We start from the raw sequence: 15,030 nt of genomic DNA on the forward strand, positions 1-15,030 counted from the left end.
AAAATGAAAACTATAAAAATAGCAAGTTTTAATCTTGTGCTAATACTTATTATATCATGTACTTCGATGCTCGAGCAAAATCCTCAGGGGATAATCTCAGATGCAGATTTAAATACACCTGATAAGGTGGAACAGATGATAAATGCAGCTTACTCTTTTTGCGGGCAAAACCATTTCAATAAACAAATGGGGATGCCTTACGAAGAAGGATCAGTTCGTGGTGGTGAAGCTTATAAAGGAGGTTCGGGAACAAACGACAATGCAGAACGAAATCTTTGGGAAACTTTCACTTATATGCAGGCAACAACTTCTGGAGATTTAGATAATTTATGGTGGGTGCATTATGTAGCGGTTGGTAGAGTGCATGATGCTTTACGGAGAGCTCAAGCTTTAACAGATGCGGAATATCCGTTGAGAAATCAACGAATTGCTGAGTTACGTTTCTTACGCGGACATATTTATATGTACATGAAGTTGAACTTCAAGTATTTCCCATATATCGATGAAAATACTCCTAATGATCAGTATGATAAGGTAAGTAATGATGATTTAACTGATCAGGAATTATGGGGAAAACTGATCGATGATTTCCGCTTTGCAGCAGAAAACTTACCTACAAGTCAGGATGAAGTTGGTAGGCCAACCAAGTATGCGGCAGAAGCTTATCTGGCAAAGACTTTATTATTTGCTGCTTACGAACAGGATGACAATAACAATGTCGTTTCTATTAATCAGCAAAAGCTTACTGAGGTTGCAAGTTTGTGTAAAGATGTAATTGATAACTCTGGTAAGAGTTTATTCGCAGATTTTGGAAAGAACTTTTTGTGGGAGTATGAAAATGGACAAGAGTCAGTTTGGGCGATCCAGCACACTGCAAACAACGATGGTTCACCTGTTGGACGTGTTAATGTTTGGCTGGTTTATCCGGTGAACTCAGAATATGGTTGTTGCGGATTCTTGCAACCAACCGTTAACCTGATGAATCGATATAAAACGGTGGACGGTGTGCCTGACTTTGACAACTTCAATACTGGTGTAATGCTCGATAACAAAGAAGCATTTGCATCTACTCCGATGGATCCAAGGTTAATGCATACTGCTTGTGTGCCGGAAATGCCCTGGAAATACGATCCGGATTTTGTGATGCAGACCAGCTGGGTTCGGACTCCTGAAGTGTATGGCTATTCCATGAGTCAAAAATTGTTGGTATTGCCTTCTTGTCCCTGTTTCCGTAAAACAAATCCATTTATGGGAAGCGGGCTTAACTGGGATGTTATTCGCTTGGATGAAGTGATGTTGTGGAGAGCAGAAGCTTTAATTCAATTAAATCAAAATCTGGATGAAGCACTGGACTTAATCAATCAAATTCGTGAACGAGCTGCAACCAGCGACGAAATGCTGAAGTTTGCTGATGGTACACCAACCGGAAACTTTATGGTTGAGCCTTATAAACCAGGTGAAAACTGCCCTGCCTGGACACAGGATTTTGCTTTCGAAGCTCTAAAGTGGGAACGCCAGCTAGAGTTTGCAACTGAAGGAAAATGGTTTTTCGATATCGTACGTTGGGGAATTGCAGATGAATATATGAACAATTATTTTAACGTTGAGAAGACACGACGTACCTATTTGAAGGATGCCACATTTACAAAGAACAGGGATGAATATTTCCCGATTCCGCAGACACAAATCAGTTATGTGAAAGGTTTGTATAAGCAGAATGTAGGTTGGTAAAATATACCGAGAATGTAAGCCAAGACAGAAAGATGGCTTGGCTTACTTCTCTTCAATATGCTATGAATAGATTATTGTTTAGTACATTTTCTTCTGAAGACTAAATATATCCAACAAATGAGAAGTGCGCTGGCGATTATAATTGTGGTGTTTGTTTTTTCATGTAATACGACCACACCAAGAGTGGGATCGGGAAATACAATGTCTGGTTTAAGTGATAAAATCAATGGCAAGCCAGTAACGGTAAGCTATTTTAACGGAAGTTATCATCTGTATTTCTCGGAAGATTCTATTTCAGATGACTTAATCTGGGGGCACTATTCCAGCTCAGATCTTTTGACATGTGCAGAAGAGCAAGTCGCTGTTTTATCGGATGGAATGCAAACAATGATTTCACCATGTGTCGTGATTGATTCTGCAAATACATCCGGATTTGGAGCTAAAGTATCTCCACCAATGCTTTGTTATTACATGAACTCGTTAGAGGGGATTGAAAATACAATTGAGATTGCATATAGCATTGATGAAGGAAATACCTGGAATCTATTCGGAAGTATTCTATTGACAGATAGTGAACCAGCCAGCTTTGCAAATCCAAAAGTTAGGTGGAGCAAAGATTTCGATGCCTGGATTATGACTGTGTCTGTTGGTGATGCCATTCGGTTTTATAAATCCACTGATGGGATTCATTGGAATTATTTAAGTGATTTTGGTGAACAACTTCATTTTTCCGGTCAATTTGAAAATCCGGATTTCTTCCCGATGAAGGTTGTCGGGACTAATGATATGAAGTGGGTGCTTTGGGCGGATATGAAAAAAGAAGATGAGACAGTCAAAACAAAAAGATATTTTGTAGGCGATTTTGATGGTGCTAAATTTTTGGCAACGCAGGTAAAAGAGCTTCTGCTTGATTACGGAACAGACAAGCTGGACGGATTATTCCTTAACGATGAAAATGGAGACAAAATAGCTTTTTTATGGGGACGAGGTTTTAATACTGAAAATGAGGAGGAATGCAATCAAAAACTAATTCTTGCTCGCAAACTGGAATTAACTAACGAAAATGATGATTATTTTATTTCCTCATCTCTCATCTCAGAAATTAACTCGCAAAAACAGCTCATAGAAGAAATAGGCAGAATTGAATTGTCGAATGCAAGGACGATCTCTGATGAGTACAAAATTCCCGAAGCTCCATTTATATTGGATTTAACGTTTGATAATTCGCGTAAACATGCAATCTGGAATAGTCGTAATTATGGAGTGCGGTTTAAAACGAAATCAGGGGGAAGTCTCAATATTGGATATAATTCGGAAGAACAGTATTGTTATGTTGATCGTTCCAATTTGTTTGAAAATAACCAGATAGAAAATGGATATAGATCATCTGGTGTCGCTTATTCTTCGGATTCACCAGTTAATAATTTGAAGATTTTCTTTGATGGGTGCTCTTTTCAATTATTCACATGTGATAATCAGATAGCGATGACTTCATTTTGTGGTAATGAGGAAAACTTTCAAAGTTTTGAAATCTATACAGAAGCAGGTGATGCTATTTTATTGAAAGGCGCCCTTATGGGCATTCAGTAGGGAAAAGAGACAGAGAAGTAAATAACTGACTCTGGTTTAATCAATCAATTACTATTTAATCAAACCAACTAATAACTACTAAATCAAAAATGAAAAGTAAACAATATAGATCGAGCTGTTTCCTGAGATTGATCGGGTTTCTGCTGTTGTTTTTGGTAATATTTCAGCAGATGGTTTTTTCGAACGATCGAACAATGAAGATTACGAAAAACTATTTGAATATTCCCATTGGCTATCAGGCCAGAATGAAACTTGTTGAGATAGAAGCGAATGGCCAAAAGCAGCGCGAGTTTCCTGCACAGTTGGCAGAAGATTCCGTTAATTACTGGATATACATCAATGTTGAAGAGTTCAAGGGGCAGCGAATTACATTGTCCTGTCCGGCATCCAGGGAATCGATGGATCGTATTTATCAGAGTGACGAAATTGCTGGATCCGATTCAATCTATCAGGAAAAGTATCGTCCTCAATATCACTTTACCGTAAAAAGAGGTTGGAGTAACGATATTAACGGTCCAATTTATCTTAACGGGCAGTATCATCTGTTTTGGCAGTCATTTCCATTTGGACTATCGTGGAACACTGGTTTTATGTACTGGGGACATGCTGTCAGTTCAGACCTGATACATTGGGAAGAATTGCCACCAGCATTGCGTTTGGATACCTTAGGATCACCTTGGTCCGGAACGGCTATTATTGACAAGAACAATGATGCCGGATTTGGTAAAGGAGCTTTGCTTTTGTTTTACACGGCCTACGATCGCGTTTCATTCAAACAAGTGCAATGCATAGCTTATAGCTTGGATGAAGGGAAAACATTTCAACGTTTTCAGGGAAATCCCGTTATTGATAGCAACTGGGAAATGGGAACTACACATACCCGCGATCCTAAAGTATTTTGGCACGAGCCATCCACGCATTGGGTAATGGTTCTTTTTGAAAAAAATGGGATGTCTTTTTATAATTCCAGAGATTTGAGAAATTGGGAAAAGCAAAGTCATTTTGAAGGGCTTTTCGAATGCCCCGATATGTTTGAATTGTCCGTAGATGGTGATGACAATAATAAAAAATGGGTTTTGCATGGCGGTTCCTCAGAGTATTATGTCGGTAGTTTTGATGGGAGGGAATTTTTACCCGAAACGGAGAAGCTACGCTATGCCGAAGGAACAAGTAGCTGGGGAGATCTTTTATATGCATCACAGTCGTTTGAAAATATGCCGGATGATCGACGCGTTCAAATAGCGTGGGCCAGAGTAGAACCTAAAGGAATGCCATTTACACAGATGATGTTATTCCCGACCGAATTTTTACTTAAAACCACCGATAGGGGAGTTGTCTTAACGGCAAATCCAATTCATGAAATTAATCAGTTGCACCAAAAAGAGTACATCTGGAAAGGCCTGAGTGCGGAAGAAGCAAACAGAAAAATGGCAGAGGTTAATGAAGGGCCGCTTCATGTTAGAATGAAGTTCACCTTGGATGAGGGAAATACCTTCAGGCTTTATTATCAGGGAAATTCACTAATAGAATTGTCTTCAGATGAACTTTTGTCAGGTGAGAACCAATTGGAAATTCTACTTGATAAAACGATTGCTGAGATCTTTTTAAATAGTGGTGAAAGGTATATAACAAGGCAATTACCTCTAGCTAGACATGCTGACGGACTGGTGTTTGAGTCCTTTAAATATGGCCCGAAAATTAGTATGTTGGAGATTTATGAAATGAAATCAATTTGGAAAATAAATAACTTTTGAAACCTATTAAAATGAAGAAAATTATAGTTACGGTTGCTTTAGCTATTATAGCGCAACTAGGAATTGCCCAGTTTAAAATTGATTATAAGCCGGAGTCACAACCAACGGGTAATATGCAATATTTTGTTCCCGAAAATGGAAATCAGTTTGTAGGAGATTGTATTCCCTATTATCATGATGGTATATATTATCTTTTTTGGTTACTGGATGAAGGACATCATTCGTCACTAAATGGACTAGGTGCTCACCAGTGGGTAGTTAGCACAACTAGTGATTTAAAGAATTGGAAGCACCATCCGATTGCGATTGGGATTGATGAGGATTGGGAAAAGTCTATTTGTACAGGTTCCCTGGCTTTTGATGGTACTAAGTTTTACGCTTTTTATGCTACGCGTCTTATTGACGAAAATGGACATGTAAATGAGCAATTGAGTTACGCTACCAGTGATGATTGCATCAGTTTTGAAAAGCAGAAACCGAATCCTTTTTATACATCAGCACCAGGCTATAGTAAAAGAGATTTTAGAGATCCTAAAGTGGTGATTGATGACGATGGTTTATTTCATTTGTTCGTTTCCAGTTGGAGAGAGAAAAACACATCCATTGATGAGAACCAGGGATGTTTGGTTCATTTAACATCCAGTGATTTGAAAACATGGAACGTGAATAAACCGATTCTTGATGGTCAACGTCATGTTCCGGAATGTCCGGATTATTTCAAATGGAATGATTGGTACTATTTGTTGTATTCGCAAGCAGGTAGAACTTTTTATGTGATGTCGAAAGAACCTTACGGCCCATGGATTGAACCCTCATTTCAGGTGTTTGACGAAGATTGGTCGAATGTTGTAAAGACAGCAGAATTCACTAACGGAAGGCGAATTGCAGCCTCCTGGATTCCAAGTAAAAGAGATAACAAAGATAATGGCGGTGAAATTTTTGGAGGAGCCGTTCTTTTGCGCGAGGTCATACAAATGGCTGATGGGACATTGGCTACCTGCTTCCCAAAAGAAACGATGCCCGAAGTCGGGTCTAAAATGAAGGTTGATTTTCAGCTGGATGAAAATGCATCTAAAGATAGTGCAGATGAATATATCATTGATGCATTGGGATCGATAGGATCTTTTCATGCTGGAGATATTCCTGTTAATTGCCGTATTAAGTTTGAAGTTGATCCTGATGGAAATAATGAAAATATCGGTCTTTATTTAAGATCAAAAGAGAAAGCGTCTGAAGGTTATAAATTGGACTTTTCTGAAATTAACCAGACTGTGTCGCTTTATAATACTAATATACAAGCTGTAGATGGCTTAGATAAACCATACACCGTTGAAATTATAATGAAGGATGATATGATTGATGTCTGTGTTGCTGGTAAACGATGCATTGTAAATCGGCTACCAGAGAGAAAGGGAAATGTGCTGTGGTTTTACGCAAAACATGGCAAAGTAGCTTTCAAAGATATTGAGATAACACCGATATCAGAATAGGTCTGCTCGCAAATGAAGGGGAGGTTGTATATGCATTTGTAACTAATAGAATGTGCATTTGCAGCCAACCTCTTCCTTTAATGCAATTGTGATTATAAACAACAGCTGGATGTTTTCAGATACAAGTAAAATAAGAATCTTTCAGAAGGGGTGGAACTTTAATCAAGATGGACCAGGGAACAGATTATTATATCACCTACAAGGATGCAATCTGAAGTGTCCCTGGTGTTCTAATCCTGAGGGAATTTCAATGGCGGGTACCTTACTTGTGAGCAAACATAAATTGCAAGACTCAATTTGTCCCTTTGGAGCAATTAAGAATCAAATACTGGATCGGTTACTTTGTGAAAATTGTATTTCAAAAGTTTGTATAACAAAAAACAGGAATGAAGGAATTAAGTTGAGTTATACAGAGTATTCAATCAATGATATTTATGATGAAGTGTTACAGTCTAAATCGTTGTTTTACAATGGTGGCGGTGTCACTTTTACAGGAGGTGAACCGACTCTCCAATTCAATGAACTGAAGAATCTAGCAGCAATGTTGGATAAAGAGGGGATAAATATTGCTCTGGAAACAAATGGAACGCATCCATTTTTATCTGAATTATTTGCATTCCTTGATACTTTAATGATTGATTTCAAACACTGGGACAATAACAAACACAGGCAAATATTGGGTTTAGGTAATGAAATGATAGTTGAAAACATTAAAAAAGCTTCTGGGTCTGGTACAACTATCTGGATAAGAATTCCATTGGTTCCTCATTTTAACGATTCCGAGATAGATATTATGCATTTTATTGAGATAATCAAACCATTGAATAACAATCATCTATTTGTGGAAATTCTTCCATATCATGAATATGGAAAAGTGAAGTGGGAGCTGTCCGGACTCGATTATACTATGAAAAACGAATATGTATCGGTAGAAAGAATATTGAAAATTGAAAAGGTGTTTCGGGAGAATGATTTGAAAATCATCAATAACCTTAGAAAGTTAATATGAAATGGCAAAACCTATATAACAAAGAAAAGCTTGACCGAATGGCACTTCAGCTTTTTGAGGAGCAACGGCAACTAAAAAGACTTGATGGCTGGTTTCGTATAAAAGAGATACAGATGAATGCGGAAAGTGATTTTGAAGGTGTTCATTCCGAAATTAAATCAGCCAAATTACTGGAACGGGTAGTAACTGAGATTCCTTTGCAGATTAGTGCTAATCAGGTTTTTGCTGGAACTCAGAGTGATGCCTTTGCAAAAACATACGCTTTAATTAATCCGAATTTTCACATTGATTCTTTTGAAGGGTACTGCGATCCATTGGCCGTATTCGATGATATTGAACCTAATGATGAATTTACCGAGGAGCGTATTCGAAAGGTCAGGGATGAGTATGCAAAATCTCCATATGTTCAGGATTTAAAGAAAGTCTATCAAAAAACTGGTGACGAAACAAAAGAAGTAGTTTATTTTGTGGAACAGGTCACGGGACATACAATTGCTGATTTTAAACCGATAATAAAAGGAGGAATTACTGAGCAACTTCTTCAAATTGCTAAGAAGCGGGAGCTTGAGAACGATCAAAATAAATTAGCATTTTATGATGCGATGGAACTTGCACTTAAAGCAACAATAAAATTGGCTAATCGTTACGCTCAGCTTGCGATGGAATTATCAACTAAGGTTTCAAAAGAACGAAAGAGAGAATTACTTTTAATTGCCAATACGCTTCAAAAAGTTCCTGAATTTGGAGCGTCAAATTTGTTCGAAGCAATACAATCATTTATCATTTTGTGGCAAGTGATGTGTATTGAACAATCTCCCAATCCTTATGCTTTCTCTGTCGGAAATGTTGATCGTATTTTTGAAGACTACCGTGAGATGGATGGAGCTGACCGAGAAATGACTACTTCTATTTTTAAGCATTTTCTGACTTTTTTTAATGTTGGTGATCGTAGTTGGGCAATCTCTCAGAACTTAATGGTCTCTGGTCGTTTAAGTAGTGGAGAAGATTTAAGCAATGCAACTACTTATGCAATGCTTGATGCCTATTTTGAGACAAATTACCCACAACCAATTTTGTCAGTAAAACTTCATCGAAACACTCCCCAGCAGATTTATAAAGAAATGGGTAAGTTCTTTTTTACTCCGGGGTGTCTTACTCCATCACTCTTCAATGATGATTCACTTTTTAAGGTTTTAGATTGGGCGGGAATTGAAACAGAGGATTTGGCAGATTATTCTATTGCTGGCTGTCAAGAACCGCTTGTCATAGGGAAAGATAACGGAAATACAACCAATAGTTGGCTGAACCTTGGAAAAATACTAGAACTTACATTAAATGACGGATACTCAGCTATATCGGGAAAAAAGATTGGTCTTGGTTATACCGAATTGGGAATGTCGGAAATTGAACCAGTTGCGATTCTTTCTAATATTGAGAGTCTGTTTTATAAGCAACTCGATTATTTTTTAGATCAAATGTCGAGAGCCGCGAATGATTGTTCACTTGCGTTATCACATTTGAAAGTTCCTTTTCTTTCCTCAACGATGGGGGGAATTGATTCTGGATTTGATATGCGAGATGTGAATAATCAAGGGACCAAGTACAATGGAAGCGGATGCCTTATCCATGGACTTTCAGTACTAGCTGATTCGTTTGTTGCCATAAATGATTTATTGAAAGAGCGACCTGAAGATGCTGGTAAACTATTACTTGCTTTAAGGGATGACTTTTCTGAAAAAGAAGATCTTAGGCAATATTTGTTAACTGCTGAGAAATACGGAAATAATTCGAGAAAAGTTGACGATGTGGCTCAACGAATTGTAAATAAAGTATCAGATAAAGTAGCTTCATTGACTAATTATTTGGGGAATCCATTCAGACCTGATTGGAGCAGCCCATCCACACATCTTTTGTATGGATATTGGGTTGGAGCAACTCCAGATGGACGGCATGCTCGAGAAATGCTAAATTATGGTTTGGACCCACTTTGTGGGGACGCGCATTCTGGATTGGGTTTTAGAATTTTATCAATTAAGAAACTATCATTTGAAAAAATGACTGGTGGATATGCGTCTCATTTTGGAATAGATCCAAAATATTTTCCAGAAGAATCTATGGAGGAGAAGGGAATGTCATTTTATGACAAAGTAATTCAACCTTTGTTTTTTTGCGATAGCGATCACATTAATCCATTCTATCTGTATGTAAATGTAAATACTCCCGATATGTTGAGAAAGGTTATAGCGAATCCGAAAAAATTTGCACCCAGTGGCGTTTATATAATGCGAATTCACGGAACTTTCGTTAACTTTTTAGATCTATCAGCTGAAATACAAAATGATATAATCCTCCGGCTGGATTTGGAGTCAACAAAAATGTAATTTCAATAAATTACCATTGGGAAAGCGAAAAATTAAAAATGAATAATTCAATTATGTCTACAAATAAAAAAAACTATCGGGTAACAACTACTTTAATAAAAGCGTCAATTGTTGCATCACTAGGCGGTTTATTATTTGGGTTTGATACAGCTGTAATTGCTGGAACAACCTCCGCAGTGAAAACCATATTTCAACTTTCAGAATGGTCAATGGGCTTTGTGGTGTCGTCTGCTTTGATTGGAACAATTCTAGGAACAATAATTGCTTCTAAACCAGGTGATATTTGGGGCCGAAGAGAAAGTTTGAAAGTACTGGGAGCTTTATTTTTTATTTCAGCCTTAGGTTGTGCTCTGGCGTGGGATTTCTGGTCATTAACAGTCTTCCGGTTGATTGGGGGAATCGGAGTGGGAGGGGCGTCTGTTTTGGGGCCTATGTATATTGCAGAAGTTTCTCCCGCACAAATTAGAGGACGATTGGTAATATTGTTTCAGTTTAATGTTTGTTTTGGAATATTGGTCGCCTATTTTTCCAACGCACTTATTGAAACCATGCATTTTGATATTTTAAAGTTGCAATGGAGGGTGATGTTTGCTGCTGAATGTATTCCAGCTCTGTTGTTTATTACGATGTTGTTCTTTATCCCTAAAAGTCCAAGATGGTTAGCATCAATCCACCGAATCAAAGAGGCGAAAAATGTACTTGCACAAGTTGGGGAACTTAGAATTGAAGAAGAAATGGCCGAGATTATTGAATCTTTGAAGTCTACTTCAAAGCATATTAAGGAAAAATTGTTTCAACGAAAATATTTCTACCCCATTTTTCTGGGTGTAACAGTAGCTGCATTTAATCAACTGTCATTTGTTAATGGATATTTGTACTATTTAAATGACACGTTAAATGAAATAGGAGCCACATTCGGAGGTAAATTTCAACCCGTAATTATAGGTGTTGCTAATGTTATTGCAGTAACTATTGCCTTATTGACAATTGATAAAATAGGACGAAAGATGCTATTGTTAATTGGTTCTTGGGGGTCAGCTATACCTTTGGGCGTTTGTGCCTACATTGCGTGGACACGTGAGTTTACTGAACTTTTTCCATGGGCAGTTGCAGCATTTATTTTGTTTTTCTCATTTTCACAGGGGGCTGTAATTTGGGTATACATCAGTGAAGTATTTCCCAATAAAGTTAGAAGTAAAGGCCAGTCATTAGGTAGTTTTACACATTGGGGACTTGCAGCTGTTGCCGCTCAGGTATATCCGGTAATTGTCTCCATACCTAAAATTGGCCTATCCATTCCATTTGTTTTTGGAGGAGTAATGATGATATTACAGTTTTTTATCGTATGGTTTTTCTTTGTAGAAACAAAAGGAGTTCCATTGGAGCATTTGGAGATGAGACTTGAGAACAGAAATCTGATTGGAAAATAATTTCAAAATCCTGAGATATAATTTTAGAAGTATGGGAAAACATTTCATTGGTATAGACATCGGTACAAGTAATATTTGCGGAGTTATTTACGATCTGGATAGTAGAAAGCTAAAATCTGTTACATATCAGAATTCTGCTAAAGTTGTCGTTGAGAATGTGTGGGAAGATGTTCAGGAGCCTAAAATTATTTTATCGATTGTTTCAAATATTATTGATGAACTTACAGATGAATATAAAAATATTGAGGCAATTGGAATAACGGGTCAAATGCATGGAATTTTATACGTTGATAATTCGGGAGAACCAGTTAGTCCGTTGTATACCTGGCAAGATGGAAGAGGAAATTTACCTTTCGATGCTGATTTAACTTACGCTGAATATATATCAAAAATGACCGGTTATAATGTGTCAACTGGATTTGGCTTAGTGACACATTTTTATAACGACCATAACAACCTAATTACAAAAAGTGCTTCGAAACTTTGTACGATCATGGATTTTATAGCAATGAATCTTGCTGGATTAAGTATTCCGGTTACTGATCATACAAATGCAGCAAGTTTAGGTTTGTTCGATCTTGAAAAGTTGGAATTTGACATTGAAGGGATTCAAAAACTAGGGATAAATAAAGACATGTTGCCTGAAGTTGTAGACGCGGGGAAAGTGATTGGGAATTATTCAGACAATATCAAGGTATGCAATGCTTTAGGTGACAACCAGGCGAGTTTTCTCGGATCTGTTCGCGAAATTAGAGAATCAATACTTGTAAATATTGGAACAAGTAGCCAGGTTTCAGTTTACACCGATCAATATGAATACATCAAAGATGTAGATGTGCGCCCGTTCCCCGGTGGTGGGTATATTATGGTTGGATCAGTGCTAACCGGAGGATACTCTCTGGTTGTTCTAAAGAATTTCATTGAAAAGCTAATTAGTGCGTTTTGCAAAAGCTCTCAGTCTGAAATTGACTTTTACCAATTTATAAATCAGATAAAAATTGACGATGATGCAATTGAAAATTCATTGAATGTTGACGTATCATTTCGAGGAACACGGCTTAATCCATCAAAAAGAGGTAGTATAGAAAATATATCTACCGCCAATTTCTCCCCCGAAAATCTGATTATCGGATTTGCTAATGGGATTTGTAACGAGTCCTATGGTTTTTATGATATGTTCCCATTAGAGATTCGAGATCGGATGAACTATTTAGTCGGTTCCGGCAATGCTGTGCGGTTGAATAAAATATTGGCTGATTTAATTGAACGAAGATATAGTCATAAATTAATGATTCCTCTTCATTTGGAGGAAGCTGCTTTTGGTGCTTGTATCTCTGCGATGGTCGGAACAAATACTATTGATGATTTTTATGCGGCAGGGGAGCATTTGCAATATGGTTGATATTTAATAAAACAGACTTCCAATGTTTCATAAATAGTAAAAACATTGGTTGTTAAACACTCATCATTCTTTTAATATCTCATTAATTGAGCAACCGCAATAATAATACAGAGCAATTGATTGGTAGTTTGAGTATTGTGGACTCAATATTTTATTACTGTGCTATCTTGTTTGTGTGCTATGTTAATAAAAGAGCGTTTGTTATGTTGTGTTAATATGGTTGTCATTCCCGAGAACTTCCAATAATACTTTCAAAATTATGGTAGGATTCATGGCTTAAAACTGAATTATCTCGAATCTAAAATACTAAAGAGAGAGAAATTAATTGTTTGGAATTTTTATCTGCGGAACTTCTTTGCGTATAATTTTGTGATGTTTTTTTTAAATCTCTTTTGTGTTTAAGGAAGTAAAATCCATTCTTATAGGTGTATCAGGGGTGCGGCCGTGGTTTTTTTAGACAGAGCTATTAAAGCTGTTTCTAATTTTAGTTTCGATAATTTTTACCAGATCAGAATTTATTACTAAAATTGTTCGGAATCGTTTTATAGAATGGATACTTACATCTGGGATAAAATAAAGGCAGGGGACAAGCAAGCGTTTAGGCATTATTATGATGAATATTATTCATCATTATGTTTCTATGCAAATTCGGTTGTTGATGATATTGAACTAGCACAAGATATAGTTAGTGATTGTTTCGTTCGAATATGGGAACGTAAGGAAAAAATATTAATCAAAACGTCGTTTGAAAATTACATGTTGCTTACTGTGCGAAATCAAATTTACAGTTATTTGCGGTCGCCAAGAAGCAGAAGAACAGGAATTGATTCTATCGTTGACAGATTGGAAAGTATTCCAATTGAAGAGTACGATCTGGAGAGGGAGGAAACAATTCAAAAGGTTTATAATTTAATTGCAGAACTTCCAGAACAACGAAGAAAAATACTTCAACTCGCAATTCTTAATGGTCTTTCGTATAAGGATATTGCTCAGGAATTAAAAATATCTGTCAATACTGTTAAAACTCAAATGTCTCGAGCCTATCAATTTTTGAGGGAAAATTTAGTGAATGACAACCTTCTTCTTTGGCTATTTTTCAGAAATAGGACAATTAATTGAATTCTTCTGTCACCCAAATATCATGTTGACGCGTCCTAAACGTGTAATGCATGAAATATTAGGAAATGATGGAACCAAATAAAGCGTGGCAATTAATTGTTGGGAAGATACATAATAGCTTGGATGAAGACGAAGAAAAAGATTTTTCTGAGATCGAAAATTTGGCTGAAACTAAAAAGGGACTGGGGTTAGCTCGCAAAATTCATTTTAAGTCTAAAAATAGTTTTTTGCTTGATCAAATTGATAAAGAACGAAATTGGCAAAACATAAGTTATCAGTTAACTCAAGATTTTTCCTTTAAAAAGCTTATTCTACCACTTGCTAAATATGCAGCAGTTTTTTTGTTGGCCTTTATTGTTGGAGTTTTATTTCAAAATATAGTTGTTTCTGACTTCAAGGATCTTTCTTATAACAAAATTGAAATTGATTGGGGGCAAATGAGTAAAATGACTCTGTCCGACGGTACAATCGTTTGGTTAAATGCAGGAGCTACATTAGAATATCCAACAGCATTTAATAGTAAAAATAGGATTGTTTCTCTAGAGGGTGAAGCTCAATTCAAAGTTGTTCATAACGACAATATTCCTTTCGAAGTTGTAACTGAAACTGGAATTGTAAAAGTTTATGGGACAACTTTTAATGTTAAATCATACGATGACGATTCAGAAATGGCTGTTACCCTTATTGAGGGAAAGGTTACTGTCGAAAATATGGATGGAAGTCAATTGGCGATATTAAATCCTTCCGAGCAAATTATCATTGATAAAATAACAGGTGAAACAATAATTAAAAAAGTTGATACCAAATTTTATAGCAGCTGGATAGACGGGAAGATATTACTTGAACAAACAAAGTTAGCTGATTTGGTCAAATCACTAGAAAGATGGTACAATGTAGAGATAATTATTTCTGATGAAAGCATTGGTGATATTGAAGTCTCTGGTACGATTATTAAAGGGAAACCAATTGATTTATTCTTGAAAATTTTGAAAAGAATGTATGGCGTACAGTATGAACTAAAGCCATTCAACAATAAAAAAGATCAAATACTAATATATAAAAACTAGTTGCCTATGGTATATTGATTTAGGAGCATAAAAAACGGTGAAAGTGCCCCACACTCT

General features: G+C 36.7%; 10 protein-coding genes. All 10 read left to right on the forward strand.

Translation table 11 applies throughout. The features are described from left to right. Nucleotides 1-3 precede the first annotated feature (3 nt). The 10 genes from ACUNWD_RS01395 to ACUNWD_RS01440 all read left to right on the forward strand — a co-directional run bounded on the left by ACUNWD_RS01395 (nt 4) and on the right by ACUNWD_RS01440 (nt 14,973). On the forward strand, nt 4-1,731 hold the full coding sequence (locus ACUNWD_RS01395) for a RagB/SusD family nutrient uptake outer membrane protein (RefSeq protein ID WP_445585971.1): 1,728 nt from the start codon (nt 4-6) through the stop codon (nt 1,729-1,731). Nucleotides 1,732-1,848: 117 nt separating this feature from the next. Continuing rightward, entirely contained in the window at nt 1,849-3,321 is a 1,473-nt protein-coding gene (locus ACUNWD_RS01400; RefSeq protein ID WP_445585972.1) for a GH32 C-terminal domain-containing protein, read from the forward strand. Nucleotides 3,322-3,515: 194 nt separating this feature from the next. Continuing rightward, nucleotides 3,516-5,075 (forward strand): glycoside hydrolase family 32 protein, encoded by a 1,560-nt coding sequence (locus tag ACUNWD_RS01405; RefSeq protein ID WP_445585973.1) that lies wholly within the window; start codon nt 3,516-3,518, stop codon nt 5,073-5,075. Nucleotides 5,076-5,086: 11 nt separating this feature from the next. Continuing rightward, nucleotides 5,087-6,565 carry a family 43 glycosylhydrolase gene (locus tag ACUNWD_RS01410; protein ID WP_445585974.1) on the forward strand — a complete coding sequence of 493 codons (1,479 nt, stop codon included), beginning with the start codon at nt 5,087-5,089 and terminating at the stop codon, nt 6,563-6,565. 109 nt (nt 6,566-6,674) lie between these two features. Further along, nucleotides 6,675-7,574, forward strand: coding sequence for a glycyl-radical enzyme activating protein (locus ACUNWD_RS01415; protein ID WP_445585975.1), 900 nt, complete (start codon nt 6,675-6,677; stop codon nt 7,572-7,574). Then, a complete protein-coding gene (locus ACUNWD_RS01420) occupies nt 7,571-9,955 on the forward strand; it encodes a pyruvate formate lyase family protein (protein ID WP_445585976.1) in 2,385 nt (794 codons plus the stop codon). The genes ACUNWD_RS01415 and ACUNWD_RS01420 overlap by 4 nt, the downstream gene beginning before the upstream one ends. A gap of 38 nt (nt 9,956-9,993) precedes the next feature. Beyond that, complete coding sequence (locus ACUNWD_RS01425) at nt 9,994-11,385, forward strand: sugar porter family MFS transporter (RefSeq protein ID WP_445585977.1); 1,392 nt, start codon at nt 9,994-9,996, stop codon at nt 11,383-11,385. A gap of 31 nt (nt 11,386-11,416) precedes the next feature. After that, nucleotides 11,417-12,787: a sedoheptulokinase gene (locus tag ACUNWD_RS01430; RefSeq protein WP_445585978.1), complete on the forward strand. Its 1,371-nt coding sequence runs from the start codon at nt 11,417-11,419 to the stop codon at nt 12,785-12,787. Nucleotides 12,788-13,336: 549 nt separating this feature from the next. Next, nucleotides 13,337-13,906, forward strand: a complete 570-nt coding sequence (locus tag ACUNWD_RS01435) for an RNA polymerase sigma factor (protein WP_445585979.1) — start codon at nt 13,337-13,339, stop codon at nt 13,904-13,906. A 65-nt stretch (nt 13,907-13,971) separates the two neighbouring features. Then, complete coding sequence (locus tag ACUNWD_RS01440) at nt 13,972-14,973, forward strand: FecR family protein (RefSeq protein ID WP_445585980.1); 1,002 nt, start codon at nt 13,972-13,974, stop codon at nt 14,971-14,973. Nucleotides 14,974-15,030 lie beyond the last annotated feature (57 nt).

The organism is Sunxiuqinia sp. A32 (assembly GCF_052690465.1).

What these genes read in the sequence shown, in the direction of transcription:
- ACUNWD_RS01395 (WP_445585971.1), top strand. Translation starts at nt 4, where the DNA reads ATGAAAACTATAAAAATAGCAAGTTTTAATCTTGTGCTAATACTTATT.
- ACUNWD_RS01400 (WP_445585972.1), top strand. Translation starts at nt 1,849, where the DNA reads ATGAGAAGTGCGCTGGCGATTATAATTGTGGTGTTTGTTTTTTCATGT.
- ACUNWD_RS01405 (WP_445585973.1), top strand. Translation starts at nt 3,516, where the DNA reads ATGAAGATTACGAAAAACTATTTGAATATTCCCATTGGCTATCAGGCC.
- ACUNWD_RS01410 (WP_445585974.1), top strand. Translation starts at nt 5,087, where the DNA reads ATGAAGAAAATTATAGTTACGGTTGCTTTAGCTATTATAGCGCAACTA.
- ACUNWD_RS01415 (WP_445585975.1), top strand. Translation starts at nt 6,675, where the DNA reads ATGTTTTCAGATACAAGTAAAATAAGAATCTTTCAGAAGGGGTGGAAC.
- ACUNWD_RS01420 (WP_445585976.1), top strand. Translation starts at nt 7,571, where the DNA reads ATGAAATGGCAAAACCTATATAACAAAGAAAAGCTTGACCGAATGGCA.
- ACUNWD_RS01425 (WP_445585977.1), top strand. Translation starts at nt 9,994, where the DNA reads ATGAATAATTCAATTATGTCTACAAATAAAAAAAACTATCGGGTAACA.
- ACUNWD_RS01430 (WP_445585978.1), top strand. Translation starts at nt 11,417, where the DNA reads ATGGGAAAACATTTCATTGGTATAGACATCGGTACAAGTAATATTTGC.
- ACUNWD_RS01435 (WP_445585979.1), top strand. Translation starts at nt 13,337, where the DNA reads ATGGATACTTACATCTGGGATAAAATAAAGGCAGGGGACAAGCAAGCG.
- ACUNWD_RS01440 (WP_445585980.1), top strand. Translation starts at nt 13,972, where the DNA reads ATGATGGAACCAAATAAAGCGTGGCAATTAATTGTTGGGAAGATACAT.